22 protein-coding genes are annotated in these 20,565 nt (G+C 34.1%); 11 read left to right on the top strand and 11 right to left on the bottom strand.

Annotated elements, in window-relative coordinates:
- Positions 1-78 precede the first annotated feature (78 nt).
- Entirely contained in the window at positions 79-1,416 is a 1,338-nt protein-coding gene (locus EZ428_RS08655) for a LysM peptidoglycan-binding domain-containing protein (protein ID WP_131552750.1), read from the top strand.
- Positions 1,400-2,041, top strand: coding sequence for a uridine kinase family protein (locus EZ428_RS08660; protein WP_131552751.1), 642 nt, complete (start codon positions 1,400-1,402; stop codon positions 2,039-2,041). Before EZ428_RS08655 ends, EZ428_RS08660 begins: the two co-directional genes overlap by 17 nt.
- A gap of 151 nt (positions 2,042-2,192) precedes the next feature.
- Here the strand turns inward: EZ428_RS08660 and EZ428_RS08665 are convergent, their stop codons facing one another.
- From EZ428_RS08665 to EZ428_RS08680, 4 genes are all read right to left on the bottom strand, one after another.
- Positions 2,193-2,852, bottom strand: a complete 660-nt coding sequence (locus tag EZ428_RS08665) for a 3-oxoacid CoA-transferase subunit B (RefSeq protein ID WP_131552752.1) — start codon at positions 2,850-2,852, stop codon at positions 2,193-2,195.
- 131 nt (positions 2,853-2,983) lie between these two features.
- Complete coding sequence (locus tag EZ428_RS08670; RefSeq protein WP_131552753.1) at positions 2,984-3,685, bottom strand: CoA transferase subunit A; 702 nt, start codon at positions 3,683-3,685, stop codon at positions 2,984-2,986.
- 271 nt (positions 3,686-3,956) lie between these two features.
- Positions 3,957-6,326 (bottom strand): endonuclease MutS2, encoded by a 2,370-nt coding sequence (locus tag EZ428_RS08675; protein ID WP_131552754.1) that lies wholly within the window; start codon positions 6,324-6,326, stop codon positions 3,957-3,959.
- 1 nt (position 6,327) lies between these two features.
- Positions 6,328-6,915 carry a DUF4296 domain-containing protein gene (locus EZ428_RS08680; RefSeq protein WP_131552755.1) on the bottom strand — a complete coding sequence of 196 codons (588 nt, stop codon included), beginning with the start codon at positions 6,913-6,915 and terminating at the stop codon, positions 6,328-6,330.
- A gap of 71 nt (positions 6,916-6,986) precedes the next feature.
- Between EZ428_RS08680 and EZ428_RS08685 the strand changes: the two genes are divergently transcribed.
- The 5 genes from EZ428_RS08685 (at position 6,987) to EZ428_RS08705 (ending at position 11,556) form a co-directional block, all read left to right on the top strand.
- Positions 6,987-7,676: a YggS family pyridoxal phosphate-dependent enzyme gene (locus EZ428_RS08685; protein WP_131552756.1), complete on the top strand. Its 690-nt coding sequence runs from the start codon at positions 6,987-6,989 to the stop codon at positions 7,674-7,676.
- Positions 7,677-7,735: 59 nt separating this feature from the next.
- On the top strand, positions 7,736-8,203 hold the full coding sequence (locus tag EZ428_RS08690) for a GNAT family N-acetyltransferase (RefSeq protein WP_131552757.1): 468 nt from the start codon (positions 7,736-7,738) through the stop codon (positions 8,201-8,203).
- An 84-nt stretch (positions 8,204-8,287) separates the two neighbouring features.
- Entirely contained in the window at positions 8,288-9,088 is an 801-nt protein-coding gene (locus EZ428_RS08695) for a DUF3298 and DUF4163 domain-containing protein (protein ID WP_131552758.1), read from the top strand.
- Positions 9,088-10,362, top strand: coding sequence for an aspartate kinase (locus EZ428_RS08700; RefSeq protein WP_131552759.1), 1,275 nt, complete (start codon positions 9,088-9,090; stop codon positions 10,360-10,362). The genes EZ428_RS08695 and EZ428_RS08700 overlap by 1 nt, the downstream gene beginning before the upstream one ends.
- Positions 10,363-10,377: 15 nt before the next feature.
- A complete protein-coding gene (locus EZ428_RS08705; protein ID WP_131552760.1) occupies positions 10,378-11,556 on the top strand; it encodes a class I SAM-dependent methyltransferase in 1,179 nt (392 codons plus the stop codon).
- Positions 11,557-11,698: 142 nt separating this feature from the next.
- Here the strand turns inward: EZ428_RS08705 and EZ428_RS08710 are convergent, their stop codons facing one another.
- The 5 genes from EZ428_RS08710 to EZ428_RS08730 all read right to left on the bottom strand — a co-directional run bounded on the left by EZ428_RS08710 (position 11,699) and on the right by EZ428_RS08730 (position 15,328).
- Complete coding sequence (locus EZ428_RS08710; RefSeq protein WP_131552761.1) at positions 11,699-11,896, bottom strand: cold-shock protein; 198 nt, start codon at positions 11,894-11,896, stop codon at positions 11,699-11,701.
- A gap of 86 nt (positions 11,897-11,982) precedes the next feature.
- Positions 11,983-12,618: a peroxiredoxin gene (locus tag EZ428_RS08715; protein WP_131552762.1), complete on the bottom strand. Its 636-nt coding sequence runs from the start codon at positions 12,616-12,618 to the stop codon at positions 11,983-11,985.
- Positions 12,619-12,673: 55 nt separating this feature from the next.
- Positions 12,674-13,594 (bottom strand): DUF72 domain-containing protein, encoded by a 921-nt coding sequence (locus tag EZ428_RS08720; RefSeq protein WP_131552763.1) that lies wholly within the window; start codon positions 13,592-13,594, stop codon positions 12,674-12,676.
- A gap of 74 nt (positions 13,595-13,668) precedes the next feature.
- Complete coding sequence (locus EZ428_RS08725; protein WP_131552764.1) at positions 13,669-14,760, bottom strand: S1C family serine protease; 1,092 nt, start codon at positions 14,758-14,760, stop codon at positions 13,669-13,671.
- A 1-nt stretch (position 14,761) separates the two neighbouring features.
- Entirely contained in the window at positions 14,762-15,328 is a 567-nt protein-coding gene (locus EZ428_RS08730; RefSeq protein WP_131552765.1) for an RNA polymerase sigma factor, read from the bottom strand.
- A gap of 349 nt (positions 15,329-15,677) precedes the next feature.
- Between EZ428_RS08730 and EZ428_RS08735 the strand changes: the two genes are divergently transcribed.
- From EZ428_RS08735 to EZ428_RS08750, 4 genes are all read left to right on the top strand, one after another.
- On the top strand, positions 15,678-15,881 hold the full coding sequence (locus tag EZ428_RS08735) for a hypothetical protein (RefSeq protein WP_131552766.1): 204 nt from the start codon (positions 15,678-15,680) through the stop codon (positions 15,879-15,881).
- Between the two features lie 96 nt (positions 15,882-15,977).
- Positions 15,978-16,166, top strand: coding sequence for a PG1828 family lipoprotein (locus tag EZ428_RS08740; protein ID WP_131552767.1), 189 nt, complete (start codon positions 15,978-15,980; stop codon positions 16,164-16,166).
- Between the two features lie 139 nt (positions 16,167-16,305).
- Complete coding sequence (purB, locus tag EZ428_RS08745) at positions 16,306-17,652, top strand: adenylosuccinate lyase (RefSeq protein ID WP_131552768.1); 1,347 nt, start codon at positions 16,306-16,308, stop codon at positions 17,650-17,652.
- Positions 17,653-17,772: 120 nt separating this feature from the next.
- The gene (locus tag EZ428_RS08750) at positions 17,773-18,324 is read left to right on the top strand and encodes a NifU family protein (RefSeq protein WP_131552769.1); all 552 of its coding nucleotides are present in this window, start codon (positions 17,773-17,775) and stop codon (positions 18,322-18,324) included.
- A gap of 208 nt (positions 18,325-18,532) precedes the next feature.
- Here the strand turns inward: EZ428_RS08750 and EZ428_RS08755 are convergent, their stop codons facing one another.
- Both EZ428_RS08755 and EZ428_RS08760 read right to left on the bottom strand, forming a co-directional pair.
- Positions 18,533-19,321 carry an inositol monophosphatase family protein gene (locus tag EZ428_RS08755; RefSeq protein ID WP_131552770.1) on the bottom strand — a complete coding sequence of 263 codons (789 nt, stop codon included), beginning with the start codon at positions 19,319-19,321 and terminating at the stop codon, positions 18,533-18,535.
- A 2-nt stretch (positions 19,322-19,323) separates the two neighbouring features.
- Positions 19,324-20,478 carry a prolipoprotein diacylglyceryl transferase gene (locus EZ428_RS08760; RefSeq protein ID WP_131552771.1) on the bottom strand — a complete coding sequence of 385 codons (1,155 nt, stop codon included), beginning with the start codon at positions 20,476-20,478 and terminating at the stop codon, positions 19,324-19,326.
- Between the last annotated feature and the right edge of the window lie 87 nt (positions 20,479-20,565).

The raw sequence follows: 20,565 nt of genomic DNA on the forward strand, positions 1-20,565 counted from the left end.
TAATAACGTTTTAGCTACATCATTTACCCTAAAAATTATTTTCGTATAATTGTCAACCAAATACTTTCAAGAAATTTAATGCGCAAACTATATATACTCCTCACCATCTTTACACTAAGCTCTTCCATTACTTTTGCCAACTATAAGGTTGATTCTATTGGTGTTGAGAATAACAAAGGCAAAAAACTGATTGTCCACAGAGTGGAAGCCAAAGAAACTTACTATTCGCTTGCTAAAAAATACAATGTCAATTTTAAAGACATCATGAGCTTTAACGATAGCAAGTTTTTACAGATTGGCGTGACTATTAAAGTACCTACCGAGATTCCTTTCTCTTCTGCTACTTCATCTACTGTTGCGACATCAAATAGTGAAGATGTGGTGCAATACACCATTAAAGCCAAGGACAATTTAAATATGCTTGCAGAAAAGTATGGCACAACGGTTGATGAAATTAAAAGGGTAAATGGCTTAAAGTCTATCAATTTACAAATTGGGCAGGTTTTAATCATTCCGAATGAGCGAAAAGTTGAAGACACAGCTACTCAACCAGAAACTAAAACACTGGTTACCCCTCCAACACCAAAAACAGCTGTTGATAATAAGGTGGCTACAAATGAAAACCCAGCTACAGTAGTAGAGCATGCCATAAAAGCCAAGGAGAATTTAAACCTCTTAGCAGAAAAATACGGCACAACGGTTGATGAAATAAAGCGATTAAATGTTCTTTCTTCAAATAATTTAAGGATTGGTCAGGTTCTAAAAATTCCTTCGGTAAATGGAACTCAAGCACCCGTAGTTGAAAACGTAACTCCAACTGAACCAAAAAGCAATGCAAAAAAAGAGGTTGTTGTAGCAAAAACAAATGCTGCAGATGCAGGTTTTGAACATACGGTTGTTGCTGGCGAAACCATTTACTCTATTGCGCAAAAATATAGCTTAACCACCTATCAGTTAAAAACCTTTAATAACCTTACTTCAACAGATGTTGTTGTAGGACAAAAATTAATTATAAAGGGCGCTAAACTAGCTGCAACAGAAGGAGATGATGAAGAAAGTACTGGAAGCCCTAATACGATTAAAGACCCAACCTTAAAATATGCTCCAAGCAAATACGGCTTAACCCAATTTGAAGAAAAAGGAATTGCAGTTTGGATTGCCGACCAAGACCTAGATGCTACTAAAATGTTGGTTTTACATCGCACTGCGCCAGTTGGCACCGTTATAAAAATCACAAACCCAATGAGCAACCGAACCACCTATGCTAAGGTTGTTGGTAAATTTACAGAGAACGAATCAACAAAAGATGTTATAATTGTAATGACAAAAGCGGTAGCAGACGCTGTTGGCGCTTTAGATAAACGCTTTACCTGTAATATAACTTACGGCGCTCCTGAGAATGAACAACAAAAATAAACCACTAATTATCGGAATTGCTGGCGGCAGCGGTTCTGGAAAGACCTTCTTTTTAAATAGTTTTTTACATCATTTTAAAAATGATGAAGTTACATTGCTTTCACAGGATGATTATTACATTCCTGCCGGAGAGATGACCCAAGAGGAAAACAAACTCTACAATTTCGATTTACCATCTACCATTGATGACGAGCAATTTTTAATTGACATTAAAAAATTAATTAAGGGAGATGTTGTTTACAAAAAGGAATATAACTTTAACAATCCTTTAGCAGTTGTTAAAATTTTAGAAATTAACCCTGCCCCTATTTTAATTGTTGAGGGATTGTTCATTCTTCATTTTAAAGAAATTTCTGACTTATTAGATTTACGCATATTTATTGAAGCGGATGAAGATGTAGCTTTACAACGTCGCATTAAACGCGATGGGATGGAAAGAGGCTATCCCGAAGATGATGTACTCTACAAATGGAACAATCATGTTGTACCAGCATATAAAGAGTTTTTACTTCCTTATCGTGATGCTTGCAATAAAATTGTAATCAACAATAACGATACACCTGACGATATCATTAGAATTACTGAGGAGATATCTGACGAGTTGAAAACGAAGTATTGTAAATAAAGAGCTGCCGTCATTTCGAGCGAGCGCAGCGACGAGAAATCTGCTCAAGAAGAACCATCAATATTGTTGATACAAACTTAATTTATGTTTAAACAACTAACAGATTTCTCACTACGTGAAAAACTCCGTATCGAAATGACGTGCTTATTTATTAATCCAAAATCATTTCAGGCACATTGTCATCAGCGTAGAGCTTACCTAAGGTTGATTGTTTGATAAAATCGACACTAACGCCTGGCGCTCTTTCTAACAACCTAAAACCACCTTCTGGTAAAATATCCAATACAGCTAATTCAGTTACCACCTTTTTAATACATTTAACACCAGTTAATGGTAATGTACAATTAGGTAACAGCTTACTCTCTCCAGCCTTATTGATGTGCTGCATCGCGACAATTATATTCTTAGCCGAAGCCACTAAATCCATTGCCCCACCCATTCCTTTAACCATTTTACCAGGGATTTTCCAGTTGGCTATGTCTCCATTTTCAGAAACTTCCATTGCTCCTAAAATGGTAAGGTCTATTTTTTGAGCTCTTATCATCCCAAAACTCATTGCCGAATCAAATATGGATGAACCCGCTAAAGTGGTAATCGTTTGTTTACCAGCATTAATTAAATCAGGGTCTTCTTCTCCTTCGAAAGGAAACGGCCCCATACCCAACAATCCATTCTCAGATTGTAGTACCACATTTATTCCTTCTGGAATGTAATTAGCTACTAAAGTTGGAATGCCTATTCCTAAATTAACATAGTAACCATCTTTTATTTCTTTTGCTATACGTTTAGCAATTCCGTTTTTGTCAAGCATGTTTTGTTTTTTAACCACAAAGGGCACAAAGTAAATTTTGAGATAATGTTTATTCGTTTTTCGTTGGTCGTTTTTTTCGTTGACCGAAGGACGATAGACGAAAGACGATGGACGAAAGACGTTACTGCTCTTTAATCTTTTTTCCTAGTGGTTCTCTGTTCAATTCGTTTTTCGTAGTTCTCTCCTTGGAATATGCGATGAACATATACACCAGGCGTATGAATATGGTCGGGGTCTAGTTCTCCTGCTTCTACCAGATGTTCTACTTCAGCAATTGTAATTTTTCCGGCCATTGCCATTACAGGATTAAAGTTTCTACTGGTAGAACGGAAGATTAAATTACCTGCAGTATCTCCTTTCCAAGCTTTAACTAAAGCAAAATCTGCATCAAAGGCATATTCCATTAAATAATCCTTACCATTAAAGTTCCTGATTTCTTTACCTTCTGCCACCTCAGTACCTACCCCTGCAGGGGTAAAAATTGCTGGCATTCCGTAACCTGCAGCCATACAACGAGTGGCTAATGTTCCTTGTGGAATTAATTCTACCTCCAGTTCGCCGCTTAACAATTGTCTTTCAAACTCAGCATTTTCGCCAACATAAGATGAAATCATCTTTTTCACCTGTCGGGTTTGCAACATTAGCCCAATTCCGAAATCATCTACACCTGCGTTATTTGCAATACAGGTTAACTTATTAACACCTTTTTTAACGAGTGCAGTAATGCAATTTTCTGGAATACCACATAAGCCAAATCCACCTAACATTAAGGTATCTCCATCTTTTATATCCTTGATGGCATCATCTGCTCCAGATACAACTTTGTTAATCATATATAACGTTTTGCGGCTAATTTAGAATTAAAATAGCGCTTATTAAAATTAGATTAGATGTAAAATTTACACTAAGCAAAGCAGATAAAACGCCTTAAAATGTAAAATAGCCACGTTTTAATGCGATTAAAACATTTAGAAATATTTCTAAATTCTTACAACTAGGAAGGGTTATTTCAAAAAATTTAAACATTAATGCATTAAGAAAATAAGTCTGAAATCTTAACAACCTTAATTTCTTCCTCCCAGCCGCAGGCATGAATGTTTAAAATTATTTCAAGTTAACGTAAGTAATCCCATCTCCACCTCTATCTGCATGTTCATCTTCTAAACTTGTAACTTCTTTATATTTCTTTAAATGTTCTCTCACTAATTTCCTTAAAATCCCATCGCCTTTACCGTGAATTAGTTTAATAGATGGAAAGCCAAGCATAATTGCTTTATCCATATAGTTTTCTACCTCTTGAATAGCATTTTCACCACGCATACCACGTAAATCTAATTCAGGTTTAAAATTCATAACAGCTTCAGACATTCTACCTGAAAAGGAATTACTTTGAACCACTTTTTTTGCTTGGCGATTGCTAATTTTTTGGACCCTATTCCGTTTAACAACAGAACGTAAGTCGCCCAAAGCCAACACAAAGTTATCCCTGTTAATTTCTAATACCTGTCCGCTGGTTTCTGTATTTATTAATTGAACCCAATCTCCTACTTCAATTGCAGAATTATCAATTTTAACAACAGGTTTTTTCTCTTCCTTAACTTCGTTTTTAACTAAACTCTTTTGAAGATTCTGTCTTAATTCTTTCGTTACAACCTTATCGGCTTGTTTTTCCTTAATTTCTGCAATGGTATTCTCTACCAGCTTATTGGCGTCCCTAATGATATTTTGAGCTTCTAATTTGGCTTCCTTAATTAAAACCTTTTTATTCTCTTCTAAAAAGAGCTTGAGCTTTTCATTTTCTGCAACTAGGTTTTTAACCTTGTTCTGCTGATTAGCGAGGGTGATTTTAGTCTCGTGAATTTGTCGTTTTTCTTTTTCTAAATCGACCAATAAACTATCTATGCTATTTTGGTTGGTTCCAGTCTTTTGTCTTGCTAATTCTAATACTTCTCTTTGTAAGCCAATATTCTGGGCAATTTCAAAAGCGTAAGAGCTTCCAGGTTTACCTAAATCTAAAACATATAAAGGCTTCATTTTACTGTTATCAAATAACATTGAAGCATTTTCTAAACCATCGGTATTACCTGCAAACAGTTTTAGGTTTGAGTAGTGAGTTGTAATTACACCTCTAACTTTTTTCTTATTTAAGACTTCTAAAACAGCCTCTGCCATTGGCCCACCAAATTGTGGATCGGTTCCTGTACCAAATTCATCAATTAAAACCAAGGTTTTTGGAGAGGCGTGTTCTACAAAATACCTCATTTTAGTTAAATGCGCACTATAAGTACTTAGGTCTGATTCAATAGATTGGTCATCGCCAATATCTGCAAAAATCTGGTCGAAGATTCCCATTTCACTACTCTCATCAACAGGAACCAGCAAGCCAGTTTGCAACATCATTTGCAACAAACCAACAGTTTTCATACAAACAGACTTACCACCTGCATTTGGTCCAGAAACTAAAACAATCCTTAAATTCTCATTGATATGAATATTTAAAGGCACAACTGTTTTTTTCTCTGCAGCAAAAGAAAGAAGCAATAGCGGATGACGAGCATTTATTAGTTTCGTTTTTGCTTCTTTCAATAAAACAGGCATATTAGCCTGAACATCTATTGCAAACAACGCTTTAGCCCTAACAAAATCTAACTTCGTTAAAAACCCGTGATAAGATAAAAGTAATGGTGTAAATGGTCTAAGTTCTGTCGTTAAAGCAATTAAAATCTTGATGATTTCTCTGCGTTTATCAAATTCTAAATCCCTTAGTTTGTTGTTTAAGGTAAAGACTTCTTCAGGCTCTAAATAAACAGTTTGTCCACTTGCCGATTCATCGTGTATAAAACCTTTTAACTTTCTTTTATTCTCTGCCAAAATGGGAATACAGATTCTTCCATCTCTGACGGTTAAACTTCCATCAGCAACCCAGTTTTTGCCAACCGCCATTTTATAGATAGAATCCATTCTTTTACGAACTTCCTGTTCTCCTTTGGAAATTGCCGATGTTATTTCTTGCAGTTCAGCAGAAGCATTGGGCTTTAATTTTCCCTTTGAGTCTAAAACCGTTTCTATTTTTTTAAGAATATTTTTTTCGATAGGTAAATGCTCAAAGAGTGCTTCCAAATTTGGATATATTTCCTTTCGTTCATCGAAAAACCGAAGTACAGAAAAAACAGTTTGCAAGGAAGAATAGATTTGAAATAACTCATCTTCTATTAAATAAGTTCCTTCAACCCTTATTTTATCCGCCAGTGTTTTAATATCAAAAAACGTACTGATTTGGAGCGGCTCTTGATTTTCTAATATGCTTTTAAACTCGCTTGTTTGACGAAGAAATTTATTAATCTGGTCAAACTTAGTCATCACTTGCATTTTTGCAACTAACGTTTGTCCCATTGTACTTAAACAATGTTGATGAACCATTTGTCGCACCTCATTAAAGCCTAAACGCTCTTGGCAATTTTCGGGATATAACATATTACTGAACGGGGAATTTTGTTTTTTTAGCAGACAATGTATCTAATGCAGGTTTAACTTCGGTAGCTAAAGGCATAGGCATCGCAGCAGGTGGTATAGATACTGACAGAACATTACCAAAATTGCCATAGCGCTGCCTAATTAAATACCTATAATTATATCTTCTGTCTAAAGTTGGGTCGTACTGAGTGCTGTCTTTTGCGCTTGCATCAAAAATACCTTTAAAAGAATACTCTAAAGCCAATAGATCTTCTTTTGTAACCTGTTCTTTTAAAATCGTAAGCTTAACACTAATGCTGTCATACATCTTTTTCATAAGGTCTGGATGATTGTAATAGTAATCTAAACTTCTGTTATATAGAGCTGAATCGATATCGAATTTATTGTAAACACCTTTATATAAAGGAGCAGCTACTTTTTTAGAAGTATCTTGACTTGGCAAGTTTAAGGTAGACATGTAACCATCCACAATATGGATATCTATCAGTACTTTCTCCATTTTATCTGGCTGAATGATATCCTTCGGAACGCCTGGTTTACAAGCGTAAATGAATAAGCAAAGCATGATAAGGGTAAAAAATCTTTTCATTATTTGTAAAACCTTCTTATTTCTTAGTCAAATTGAACTAAGGATGTTAATTTTACCAAAAATACTGATAAATGAGCATTGCAGATAACTTATTGAAATATAAAAATGAATTAGACTCGGTTGGGGTTAAATTGGTAGCAGTTTCTAAAAACCATCCGGCAGATGCCGCATTAGAGGCTTACAATGCCGGTCAAAGAGTTTTTGGAGAGAATTTGGTGCAAGAAATGGTTGAGAAACAAGCTCAACTACCACAAGATATAGAATGGCATTTAATTGGCCACTTACAAACCAATAAAGTAAAATACATTGCTCCGTTTGTAAAACTGATAGAATCTGTAGATAGCCTTAAACTGTTGAAGGAAATAGACAAACAAGCCGCAAAAAATAACCGCGTTATAGATTGCCTTTTACAAATTTATATAGCTGATGAAGACACTAAATTTGGATTGGGGTTTGATGAAGCCATTGAATTGTTGAGGTCTGAGGAGTTTCAAACCTTTAAAAACGTGAGAATTGTTGGCTTGATGGGAATTGCAACAAATACTGCATTAGAAGGACAGACTAAAGCAGAGTTTCAAGAATTGAAAGTTCTTTTTGATGGTATAAAAGTTAGCTTTTTTAGAAAAGAAGATAGCTTTAAAGAAATTTCTATGGGTATGTCTTCAGACTATAAATTGGCTATTGAACAAGGAAGTACAATGGTTAGAATTGGAAGTAATATTTTTGGCAAAAGAGTAATTAAACATTGGAAAGCTGAATAAGGCGTTTTTCGTCTATCGATAAACGAACAACGTCCAACAACAAACGAACAACGAAACATATGAACATAAACATAAGAGTTGCAGTAAAGGAAGATTGCACAAGGTTATTAGAATTAATTAATGAATTGGCTGTTTACGAAAAGGCACCTGAAGAAGTTACGGTAACTATTGAGGAATTTATTGACGCAGGTTTTGGAGAAAAACCAGTTTGGAAAGCCTTTGTGGCCGAAGAGAATGAGGTGGTTTTAGGTTTTGCTTTATTTTACACCAGATACTCTACGTGGAAAGGTTGCCGTTTATATTTAGAAGATTTTTTAGTTACTGAAGCCGCACGAGGAAAAGGCATTGGAAAACTGTTATTTGAAACTGTTATTGCAGAAGCAAAAAATGGTAATTATAATGGAATGACTTGGCAAGTTTTGGATTGGAATGAGCCCGCAATTAATTTCTACAACAAATATAAAGCTTACATAGAGACTGGCTGGCTCAATGCATCGCTCTCAAAAGAGCAAACTCATGACTTATGAAACCATCGTGAGCAAACACTCAAAAAAACAAAACGAATATGCTCATGATAGCTTCATCTCCTTTAAAAAAACAATTATATAGTGATGAAAAAACTAACTTTATTTCTTGTTCTAATTAGTATTCTAGCAGCTTGTCGCAACGACAAAAGTAAAACTGAAACTATCGAAACAAGAGTAGATTCTCTAACCTACAACTACGATTCTGTAACGATTTACAGCACAAACATTGTTAAAACTGACGCAAAGGAAACCGATACTACAAAAGCAGTAATACAATATCCTGTTTTTAAAAACGAGGAATTGAATAATTATATCCAAAGACAAGTACTTAATTACTTTTCAGAAGAAGACAAAGCCATTATTGCTTATCAGGATATTGCAAAGAGCTTTATAACAGGTTATGATAGCTTTTACAATGAAAATAAAGGCACACAACAGGCTTGGTTTTTAAATATAGATGTTAATGTGCTTCATCAAACTCCAAATTATATTGCATTGGAGTATATACATTCAGATTATTCTGGCGGAGCTCATCCCAACACAAATTTTTCTTTCATCAACTACAATCCGAAAACAAACCAGCCATTAACTCTAGATTCGTTAATAGACAAGAGCAATAAAGCTAGGTTAACAAGCATCTCTGAAAGTATTTTTAGGAAGGATGAGAAATTATCGTCAACCGAACCATTAGAAGGAAAATACTTTTTTAGCGATGGGAAATTCACATTGCCTGATAATTTTTATGTGAGCAATAAAGGATTAGTATTTTTTTACAATCCTTATGAAATTAAAGCCTACGCATACGGAACAACTGAAATAACCATTCCATTTGCTGCTTTAAGAGAAATAGCTAAACCAAATACCATTTTAACCACAACAAATTAATGCAAGTATTTAAATTCGGAGGAGCTTCTGTAAAAGACGCAGAGGGTGTTAAAAATCTGGCTAAAATAGTACAAAGATACCCGTCTACTCATTTATTAATCGTTATCTCGGCAATGGGGAAAATGACCAATAAATTGGAAGAATTAACTTGGGCTTATGTTAAGGGAGATGAAAAAGCGCATCAGCTATTTGATGAAATTAAAGCTTTTCATTTTGACATGATATCAACTTTGTTTGAAGACCGAAAAAACCCTGTTTATGATGATGTAGCAAATACTTTTGTAGAAATTGAGTGGCTTTTAGAAGAAGAGGCAAGTGACAGCGCAGATTATTTGTACGACCAAATTGTCTCTATTGGTGAAGTGGTTTCTACCAAAATTGTGGCTGCTTATTTAAATTTAGCTGGTACTTTTACCATTTGGACAGACGCAAGAAATTACATCAAAACAGATAACAACTATCGTGAGGCAACTGTAATTTGGGATAAAACGGAACAGGAGATTCAAAAACATTTACCTACTTTTTTAGATAAGGGAGTTGTAGTTACCCAAGGTTTTATTGGTGCCACCAGCGAAAATTTCACCAGCACTTTGGGCAGAGAAGGCTCTGATTATTCTGCCGCCATATTTTGTGCTTGCTTAAATGCAGAATCGATGACGATTTGGAAGGATGTGCCAGGTGTTTTAAATGCCGACCCAAAATGGTTCGACGAAACAGAAAAAATCCCTCAGCTTTCTTACCATGATGCCATTGAGCTAACCTATTATGGGGCTACAGTTATTCACCCAAAAACGATAAAACCTATTCAGAATAAAGGAATTCCTTTGTATGTTCGTTCATTTATTGAACCAGATGCAGTGGGAACGGCAATTACTGGTGTTGCCTCTCCTTTACCAGTTGCATCTTTTATATTTAAAATAAATCAGGTACTAATCTCTATTTTCCCGAAAGATTTCTCCTTTATTATTGAAGAGAATTTAAGTCAGATTTTTAACATTCTACACAAAAACAAAGTAAAGGTTAACACGATGTTAAACTCTGCCATTAGTTTTTCTGTTAGTGTAGATAATGATGATATAAAAATCGAGCAATTGATTAAAGACCTATCTGAAACCTTTAAAGTGAAATACAACAAAGGTTTGGAATTGGTTACCATCCGTTATTACAATCAGCAAACCATTGATAGGGTTATTGTTAACAAAGATGTTTTGCTGGAAGTGAAAAGCAGGCATACTTGCCAAATAGTGATGAAAGACAAAACCCAAAACCCCTAAGGGGCTTTTCATAAAATGAACCCAAACATTTTAGACAAGGAAGTTCAGCAGTTTATCGATTCAAACTTGCTAAGTGATGTAAACAAAATTGCATTGGCAAAACCTATGTTTCAAAATGTGAGTTCAGCAGAATTGGCAGGGCAAATTGCGGCAAAAAAGAAAGCAAAAAACAAGCTTCCTACTTGGTTTAGCACAGCTGATATTTATTACCCAGCCCTATTGTCAATCGAACAAACCTCTTCAGAAACTACGGCAGCTTATAAGGCTAATTTAGCTATTGGTAAAACGTTATTAGATTTAACTGCTGGTTTTGGCATTGATAGTTATTTTTTTTCTAAGAAAGTTGATGAAGTTTTTAGTTGTGAAATCAATCCTGAATTAGCAGAAATTACAGCACACAATGCAAAAGTTCTTGGTGCAATTAAACTTTCAGTAATTTCAGATGATGGACTTGAATTCTTAAAAAATGCAGATAAAAATTTTGACACCATTTACATTGACCCCGCTAGAAGAAGCAATAGCAATAAGGTTTTTAAATTAAAAGATTGCACTCCAGATGTAACTGAAAACTTAGATTTTTTGCTAGCTAAAGCTCAGCGCATCATTATAAAAACTGCTCCTTTATTAGATATTTCTGCTGGCTTAAGCGAATTGAAAAATGTAAGTGAAATTCATATTGTTAGTGTAAAAAATGAATGTAAGGAGTTGCTTTGGGTTATAGATAAAAGCTTTACAGGAGAAACAAAAATTGTTTGTGTTACTTTAAATGAAAAAGATAAGGTATTTCGGTTTGCTATTGGCGATTTGCAATTAAAGACAGAAATATCACAAAGTGAACCAGCAGGTTATTTATACGAACCAGATGTTGCGCTTTTAAAAAGTGGTGCTTTTAATTTAATAGCCGAAAGGTTTGGAATGAAAAAATTGCATCAACAAAGTCAATTATATTTTAGTGATGAAATTAAAAAAGATTTTTTAGGTAGAATTTTCGAAATCAATTCACTATTGACTTTAAAAGAATTGAAAAAGGAAAAAGAATTGAAGGGAAATGTTATTGTAAGGAATTTCCCTGAGAAAGCAGAAAACTTAGTCAAAAAGTATAAAATAGAATCTACCCATGATGACTTCCTTGTATTTACTCAAAGTAACAATGGCTATCTAGTCATTAAAGCTAAAATTATACAGCATTATTAAGAAAAAAATAAAACGTCATTTCGAACGAGGCACGAGGAGAAATCTCTTGCAGAAGTACTACTGAATAAGATTTCTCTGCGTTCCGTTTCGAAATGACGGGCAAATTTGAGCCGGCCTCTTTTTTAATATAATTATAAATGATTTAAACCTTTTTAACGCTAACAGCTTGTAATCCTTTTTTTCCTTCAGCAATTTCAAATTCTACTTCATCATTCTCTTTAATGCTGTCTATGCCTCCAATTACATCTTTAAAATGAACAAAAATTTCTTTATTGCCATCGTAAACAAGAAATCCGTAACCTTTTTGAGTATTAAACCATTTTACTTTTCCAGTATTCATAAAATTTTGATTGTATTGATAATTTATTTAAGTATTTAAACCTAATTTAGTTACAAAAGTTTCAAAAAGAAATAAATATTTTAAAATTATTTGTTTGGTTGAGGCGTAGTTCTCAAATAAGGCTTAATAACTTGATGGCCTTTTGGGAATTTTGCAGGAATATCTTCAGTTTTAATGCTATTCATCACAATAACATCCTCTCCATCTTTCCAATCTGCCGGCGTAGCAACGCTATATTGAGCAGTTAGTTGCAAAGAATCGATAACCCTTAATACTTCAGTAAAATTTCTTCCTGTAGAAGCAGGATATGTAATCATCAGTTTTACTTTTTTATCTGGAGAAATCACAAATAAAGAACGAACAGTCATTGTCTCAGATGCATTTGGATGAATCATGTCATAAGCATCGGCTATTTTCTTATCCTCGTCTGCAATGATTGGAAACTCCACATTGGTATTTTGAGTTTCGTTAATATCACTTATCCAACCTTTATGAGATTCTGCTGAGTCTACACTTAAAGCCAAAACCTTAACGTTTCGCTTATCGAACTCAGGTTTTAAAGAAGCTGTTCTGCCTAACTCTGTGGTACAAACTGGTGTATAATCTGCAGGATGTGAAAATAAAACTCCCCAACTATCGCCCAAATAATCGTAAAAATCAATCTCACCTATAGATGTTGTTGCCTTAAAATTTGGTGCTGTATCTCCTATTCTTAAACTCATTGTATTTAATTTAAATTAATAAAATCTTTAATGAGTTGAAGTTACAAAAAGTCTATTAAAGTAGTAGATTACTTTTTGGAATAAAATTTATTCGTGACAAATCGCTACCTAAATGCTTGTTGAATTGCTCAATCGTATAATCTGCGATTAATGGCGTATCGGCTTCATCGTGTTGGTGCAAAAAGAAATATACTTTCTCTAAGCCATTAGCTAACCAGTGCTTAATCCTTATTACCCATTCATCAACCCTGGCTTTGTCAGAATCGAGGAACTTCCCACCATTACCTACAAATCTTATAAAAGCTTCTGGACTTGGCAATTCCATGTGTAAACAATCTCTTCGGCCACTAGCATCAGTAATTGCAGCGCCTTTTTCGTGTTTCGCCAACATGCTAAATAATTGTTTTTTAGCATCGCCAACAAACCAATCTTTATGTCTTACCTCAACAAAAACCTTTAAATCTTTTGGTAATTTTTGTAGGTAATTTTCTAATACATCAATATTATTTGGACCAAAATTATCGCTTACCTGCAAAAAACAAGGCCCTAAGTATTTACGAAAAGCAGATATTGATTTAATATATTCATCAGTTAAAAAATCGGTGTCTTTTAATCTTTTAATGTGAGTAATGGTTCTAGAAAATTTGGGACAGAAAATAAAATCTTCATTCGTATTTGCCTTCACCATTTCTGCCCATTTGATAATTTGTTCTTCTTTAGGGATGCTATAGAAAACCGCATTCAATTCAATAGAATTAAAATGTTTAACATATTCCCCTAAAAAATCGGCTTCTTTGGTTTTCTTTGGATAGATTAAATCTTTCCATTCTTTTCTTCCCCATTTGGCACAACCCACAAAAAACTCAGTCTTTGCTGGCTTATTATTTTTTAAAGTAAGGATTGTTTGTTCGCCATCTGCTGGCAAAGTAAAATCAACATTTAATACTTCTTCTTCTGCAACTCTTCCAAATTCCATAACAAATCATTTAAAAACAAAAACCGTCACGATAAATAATCGTGACGGTTCTCAAAGTTAATATTTTGGGAATATTAATACACTTTTATCATGAAAACATAATCCTGTATTTTTTGGACTTGTTTATTACGTTTTAAGCCTTGTAATGAACTTCTTTTACCATAAGCCACTCTTCTACTTAAAGAATCTTGTGGAATTGCATTTAAAGCTTCCATTATATATTTAGATTTTACAGCGAATGCTGCTCCATCTGTTTTACTTTCTTTTCCGTTAATCACACCAACAATATTACCGCTATTATCTAATAAAGGGCCACCACTATTACCTGGGTTAACTGGAATAGCAACTTGATAAGCAATGGTATCGCCATTTAAACCAGTTTTAGAACTCACATAACCATCGCCCAAAACCACATCGTCTTTTGGATAGCCTAAAGTATAAACAGCATCACCAATACCAGCCGAACCTTTTTTAATACTATAAGGTAATGCACCTAGATTTTCAAAAGCAGCATCACTAATTTTTAAAATAGCGATATCATTTATTGGGTCAGTATAATAACGCACTACTTTAAATATTTCTCCTTTACTATTCTGAACAGATATTGAACCTTTGCCATTAATCACATGGTAGCTAGTTAAAATATAACCATTGCTTGAAATAGCAAAACCAGTTCCACCAAACTTAGCTGGTAGTGATTCTGTAGCACGATTTCTAGGATTATTATTAATTGTTCTTATGATATTATCTTGTGAACCTTTCAATTCAGAAACTTTACCAGCCAAAAGCTCCATATTTCCTTCTTGTTTAGTTTGGCTCTGTATAGAATACAACATGATCATTGCCAATATCAAAAATGAAGCGGCAACTGCAATTGCAGATTTATTGTTTCTAAATAATCTAACAATCTTAGATGGGTGTGGACCAACTTTAGCACTAATTGCAGCAACATCAATTTTATCGTGAGCAGCATCTAACTGTTGTTTCAGTAATAAAACATCAGCATATTGTTTCATCGATTCTAAAAACACCTTATGTGCAACAACTTTATGATCAACAATTGGGTCATTATTTCTCAATTGCTCAAAAGCTTTTTGCTCATCAGCTGTTAACTTACCGTTTAAGTAATCCTCAATAATCGCTTCTAATTCTATCTCGTTCCTCATTTTATGATTGAAAAAATAACTTTTTTAACCTTTGTAAACATTTATACTTCTGTGTTTTGGCGTTATCTGTGTTGGTATAACCAAACTTCTCACAAATATCCTGCATCGATAAACTATTGATATAAAAATCCTGAATAATCGTTTTGCAGGGTTCGCCTAAACTTTCCAAGGCAACTTTCATCTTGTCGAACTGCAGGTCTTTTTGTTCACGCTGCTCTACATCTTCATCAACAACTAAAACACCCTCAAAATCGGCTATGTTATTTGTCTTTTTGCTATGTTGTGCTAGTTTCTTTAACCATATTCGGCGACTAACCGAATATATATAGGTCTTTAGCTTACTACTTAGCTCAAAGTTGCCAGTTTTGATTTTGTTATATAAAACAATAATTGCTTCCTGATACACATCTTTCGCATCATCTTCATCGCCATTATTGTTTAAAATAAATTGTAAAACCATCGGATAATACCCCGCATACAACTTATTTAGCGCTTCTTCTGAGTTGTTAAGTATACCTAATACTACCTCTCTATCTGTTGGAACTGAACTATTTAACTTAAAACTCACCAATTAATACATTTAAACGTGAATGGTAACCCAATGATAGACAAAAAAAATATTTTTCGCCTTAAAATGACAATTCTGAAGCTAATTCTTTTCATTATTTGAAAAGCAAAGACAGTAGAATTTTTTAAAGCTAGTCCTGCTGTCCGTTAAATCTCGATTTGCTCAATTCACTTCCATCAGGTTTATAACACAATCTTCAGTGCAAAAATATCACACGTTAATACTCAAAAACAAGCAATGGTAACCCCAAAAAAATAAAAATATATTTCTCGTTTTTTCAGGTCACCTTTTAAAAATATTTGCATTAAGGTAAAAACCTAAAAATTTTAACCTTTAAACAAAATTAACAATGAAAAATGTATTTAAATTCGGCTTTTTAGCCTTCACATTGTCCTTATCCTTAACATCTTGCGATTGGTTTACAAATTCTTCTGATTCTGCGGCAATAGATTCAAACAAAATCGACTCTCCTCAGGTAGATTCACCAAAAACCGATTCTCCAACAATAGATTCTAATAAAATAAAGGTCGATTCGGAGAAGATTAAGCACTAAATAAAAATAATTTCATTTTTTTTCAAAATTGCGGGTTACCTTTTTAACTTTGCAGTATTAACATGTAAATTAATTAATTATTTAAACAGAATTAAAATGAAAAACTTATTTAAATTTGGCTTTTTAGCTTTAGCATTATCTTTAGGTGTTGCTGCTTGTAACTCTGAGAAAAAAGATGCTGCTACTGATTCACCAGCAGTTGATTCACCAGTTGTAGATTCACCAGTTGTAGATTCACCAGTTGTTGATTCTCCAAAAGTTGATTCTCCAGCTGTAGCTCACTAGTCAATAGTAAAGCTTATAAAAAGGTCTTAACAAATTTTGTTAAGACCTTTTTTGATTCTAAGCCATTTTATCTCCCTTATAAACACCATAAATAAAGATAAATGTTAACTTTGCGGAATTATCAAAATTCTCATTCAAAATGAATTTATCTTCGCTTCAAGCTATCTCTCCTGTAGATGGTCGTTATAGAAAAACTACTGCAAAACTTGCCGATTATTTTTCTGAATCTGCTTTAATAAAATATCGTATTTTTGTAGAGATAGAATATTTCATCGCATTAGTTGAAGCTAAAATCCCTGGATTAGAAAACTTTGACACCTCGCTTTATCCTAAATTAAAGGCAATTTATCAAAACTTTACTGATGTAGATGCGCAACAAGTAAAAGATACAGAAAGCATTACCAACCATGACGTAAAAGCTGTTGAGTATTTCATTAAAACGAAATTTGATGAGCTTGCCCTACAACCGTATAAAGAGTTTATCCATTTCGGCTTAACTTCTCAAGACATTAACAATACTGCTATCCCTTATACTTTCAAATTAGCATTAGAAGAAACTTATTATCCAGCAATTGCTGAATTAATTGAGAAAATAACTGGTTTAGCCAAGGAATGGGAAAATGTTCCTTTGTTGGCGCACACTCACGGGCAACCTGCATCTCCTACCAAATTAGGTAAAGAGTTTATGGTTTTTGCAGAAAGATTAACTATTCAATTGCAAAACTTAAAAGCAATTCCTAATAGTGCGAAATTTGGTGGTGCAACGGGAAACTTTAATGCACATCATATTGCTTATCCAAAAACAAATTGGGTAGACTTCTCTAATGATTTCGTAAATAATGTATTGGGATTAAACAGAGCTCAATACACTACTCAAATAGAACATTACGACCAATTTGCCGCACAATGTGATGCATTAAAGCGCATCAACAATATCATTATCGATTTAGATAGAGACATTTGGGCTTATATTTCTAAAAACTACTTTAAGCAAAAAATTAAGGAAGGCGAAGTTGGTTCATCGGCTATGCCACATAAGGTAAACCCAATAGATTTTGAAAATGCTGAAGGTAATGCTGGCTTAGCCAATGCCTTATTTGAATTTTTTGCAGCAAAATTACCTATCTCTCGTTTACAAAGAGATTTAACTGATTCTACAGTATTAAGAAATATTGGTGTTCCAATGGCTCATACCATTATTGCCATTAGTTCTACTTTAAAAGGATTAAATAAAATTATCCTTAATAACGATGCAATAGAAGCAGATTTAGAAAATAACTGGGCTGTAGTTGCCGAAGCTATACAAACTGTTTTAAGACGTGAAGCCTATCCAAATCCTTATGAAGCATTAAAAGCTTTAACACGTACTAACCAAAAGATTACCGCCCAAACAATGGCTGTGTTTATTGATGAATTAGATGTAAACGACATCATAAAAGCTGAGTTAAAATTAATTACGCCGTTTAATTATACAGGAATATTCTAACCTCACCCCAGCCCTCTCCTTAAGGAGAGGGAACTATTCTTCATAAATGACCTAAAATAGACAACTGCACTCTCTATTTAGAATTAGAATTAATTATTTTTGTAGCATAATATTAAAGACATGACTATTAACGTATATACAGAGCAAACCCCAAATCCGGCTACAATGAAGTTTATGGTTAATAAACTTTTAATTAATGGTAGCGAAGATTTTGCAACAAAAGAAAGTGCTGAGCACTCTCCTTTTGCTAAAGAATTGTTCAAGTTTAACTTTGTGAATGGCGTATTTTTTGCAAGTAACTTTGTTACTGTTACTAAAACAGAAGATGCTGAATGGGCTGATATTGAAGCTATCTTAAAGGAATTTGTTAAAGGCGCAGTAGAATCAGAGTTTAAAATAAAGGAAAACACTGCTGACGAAGCACCAGCTTTTGAAGGAAGTGAGCTAGAAATTAAAATTCAACAGATATTACATGATTACGTTCGTCCTGCTGTAGAGCAAGATGGCGGTGCAATTAGTTATAAATCATTTGATGAAGGCGTAGTTACTGTAGAATTAAGAGGTTCTTGCAGTGGTTGCCCATCATCTACAATCACTTTAAAATCCGGCATACAGAACTTATTACAAAGAATGGTTCCTGAGGTTAAAGAAGTTGTTTCAATGGCGTTATAGGGATTAATTGGTTCATTAGCATCAATGGTTCATTAGTTCATTGATGAAAGAGCATAAAAAAGAGTCCAGACTTTAAGTTTGGACTCTTTTTTTATGCGATAAAATACTATGAATTGTTGTGGCAATCCTTGGGGTTGCCCATTTACAGTTATATTATTGCAAAATGGGCAGGGCAAGCCCAGCCCCGACAAGTCCTGACAGATTAAGACTAAAAATATTTCTTAATCGTAGATAAAATCTCTTCTGTTAGCAAACCATTTGTCGCTAAAACTTCTCTTGTTTGTAAAAATTCATCGCCACCTGCAAAGTTCATGATTTGTCCACCTGCTTGTTGAACCAAGTAAGCTCCGGCAGCCACATCGTAAGAGTTTAGGTTATACTCGAAATAAGCATCAAATCTTCCGCAAGCAACATAAGCTAAATCTACAGCCGCAGAACCTATTCTTCTTAAGCCATGGCATTTCTGCATCATGTCTGTAAAAAGCTGAATATATTGAGGCTGTTTCTCAAACTGATAATATGGAAATCCAGTTGCCAATAAACTTTGTGTAAGGTTTTCAGCTTTAGAAACTCTTATTTCTTTGTTGTTCAATAAGGCAGGTCCTCCTTTGTAAGTGGAAAACATTTCACCTCTATTAATTTCATAAACAACCCCAATAATAGGTTTATCTTCTTCATAAAGCGCAACACTAACCGAATAAGTAGGAATGCCATGAATGAAGTTGGTTGTTCCATCTAAAGGGTCAATTATCCAAGTAAAAGTTCTGTCAGTAATATCTTCGGTATCTTCTTCTGTTATAAAACCAGAACCTGGCAATATTTTAGACAAGTTTTTAACCAATTGTTTCTCTGCGTTTTTATCTACATAAGAAACCATATCGTTTAAGCCTTTATATTCAATCGAATTTGAATCGAAAGCCATTGATTCTTTACGGATAAAATTACCCGTTAATCGCGTTGCGGCGACTACCTTTGAGCATAATAATTCGTAATTCATCTTTAATAATTTGCGTTTCTCTCTTTGTTTTTAATTGAATAGATAACTAAAAGTAATCCTCCTATAAACAAAAGTGATGATATCAGTTCTGCTTGCGTAAACGGAATACCAGCCACTGTATATTTAGAATTTACACGAATCAATTCTATAAAAAATCTTTCTACCCCGTTTAGCATTAAATAAATTCCAAACATCATTCCTGGCAATTTAATGCGTTCACGAATTTTCCATAAAATGATGAATAAAATAAATGCTAAAATAACTTCATAAATTGGAGTTGGATAAACAGGTTGTGCCAATTCATTACAATAATTACCAATGCAACCTGCGATATGGTTACCTTCTCTAGCTACGTTATTTGGATAAGTGTATGCCCATAACCAATCTGGCAACCAAGTAAATGGCTTAGGATTTAAATTTGGAATTCCCCAATCGCCATCTCCTGATAAATGACAACCAATTCTTCCAACACTATAAGCTAACATCATTCCTGGTCCGCCAACATCTAACATGTGTAATGGTTTAATGCCATTTTTACGAGCGATGTACAATACAGCTGCACCACCGCAAATTAAACCTCCATAGAAAGTTAAACCTGTAAATGAGAATAATCCGCCAATCGGATCTTTAACGAAAGTATCCCAATGTTCTAAATTATCGAAAATCTTTGCTCCTAAAAAGCCCCAAACTGCAGCCCAAACTACCATACTGCTCATTACTTCATGAGGATGAACAGTTACTTCAACTTTTTTTGGCTTAGGTAACTTTGTTTTTTGTTTCTCGCTATAATCCCAATAGGCAAAAACGATGGCTAAAACTATACCGCCAATTATATTTCCTTTGGCCGAAAGTAAAACTCCTTGTTGGTCGTTTACAAATAATTTATAGTTAATGATAGCATAAACAACTTTATAACCAATTAGAAATCCAAAAAATGCATTCAATAAAATGTCTGAGATACTTGCTGGCTCTCCGACAGTAATTATCCTTTTAGTTGGGTGTATTAAGCCTAAAGCTTCTTTTCGTTTCAATTCTTTTGTAAAAGCCCAGTAACCAGCAACAAATGCCAATGCTACAAAAACGCCGAAAGTATTAAATGGAAGCGGAATATCTACACCAAAAAGGTAAGATATGAAATGCGAAACGGTTGGAAACATACAAAAATTAGTTTAAGCGAAGATAGGAAAGAAAATTAAAGACCGAAAGTCCGAGGTCCGAAAGTCAGGCTTTAAAAGAAAATATCT

The organism is Pedobacter frigiditerrae, from assembly GCF_004331645.1.
GTDB classification, from domain to species: Bacteria; Bacteroidota; Bacteroidia; order Sphingobacteriales; family Sphingobacteriaceae; genus Pedobacter; species Pedobacter frigiditerrae.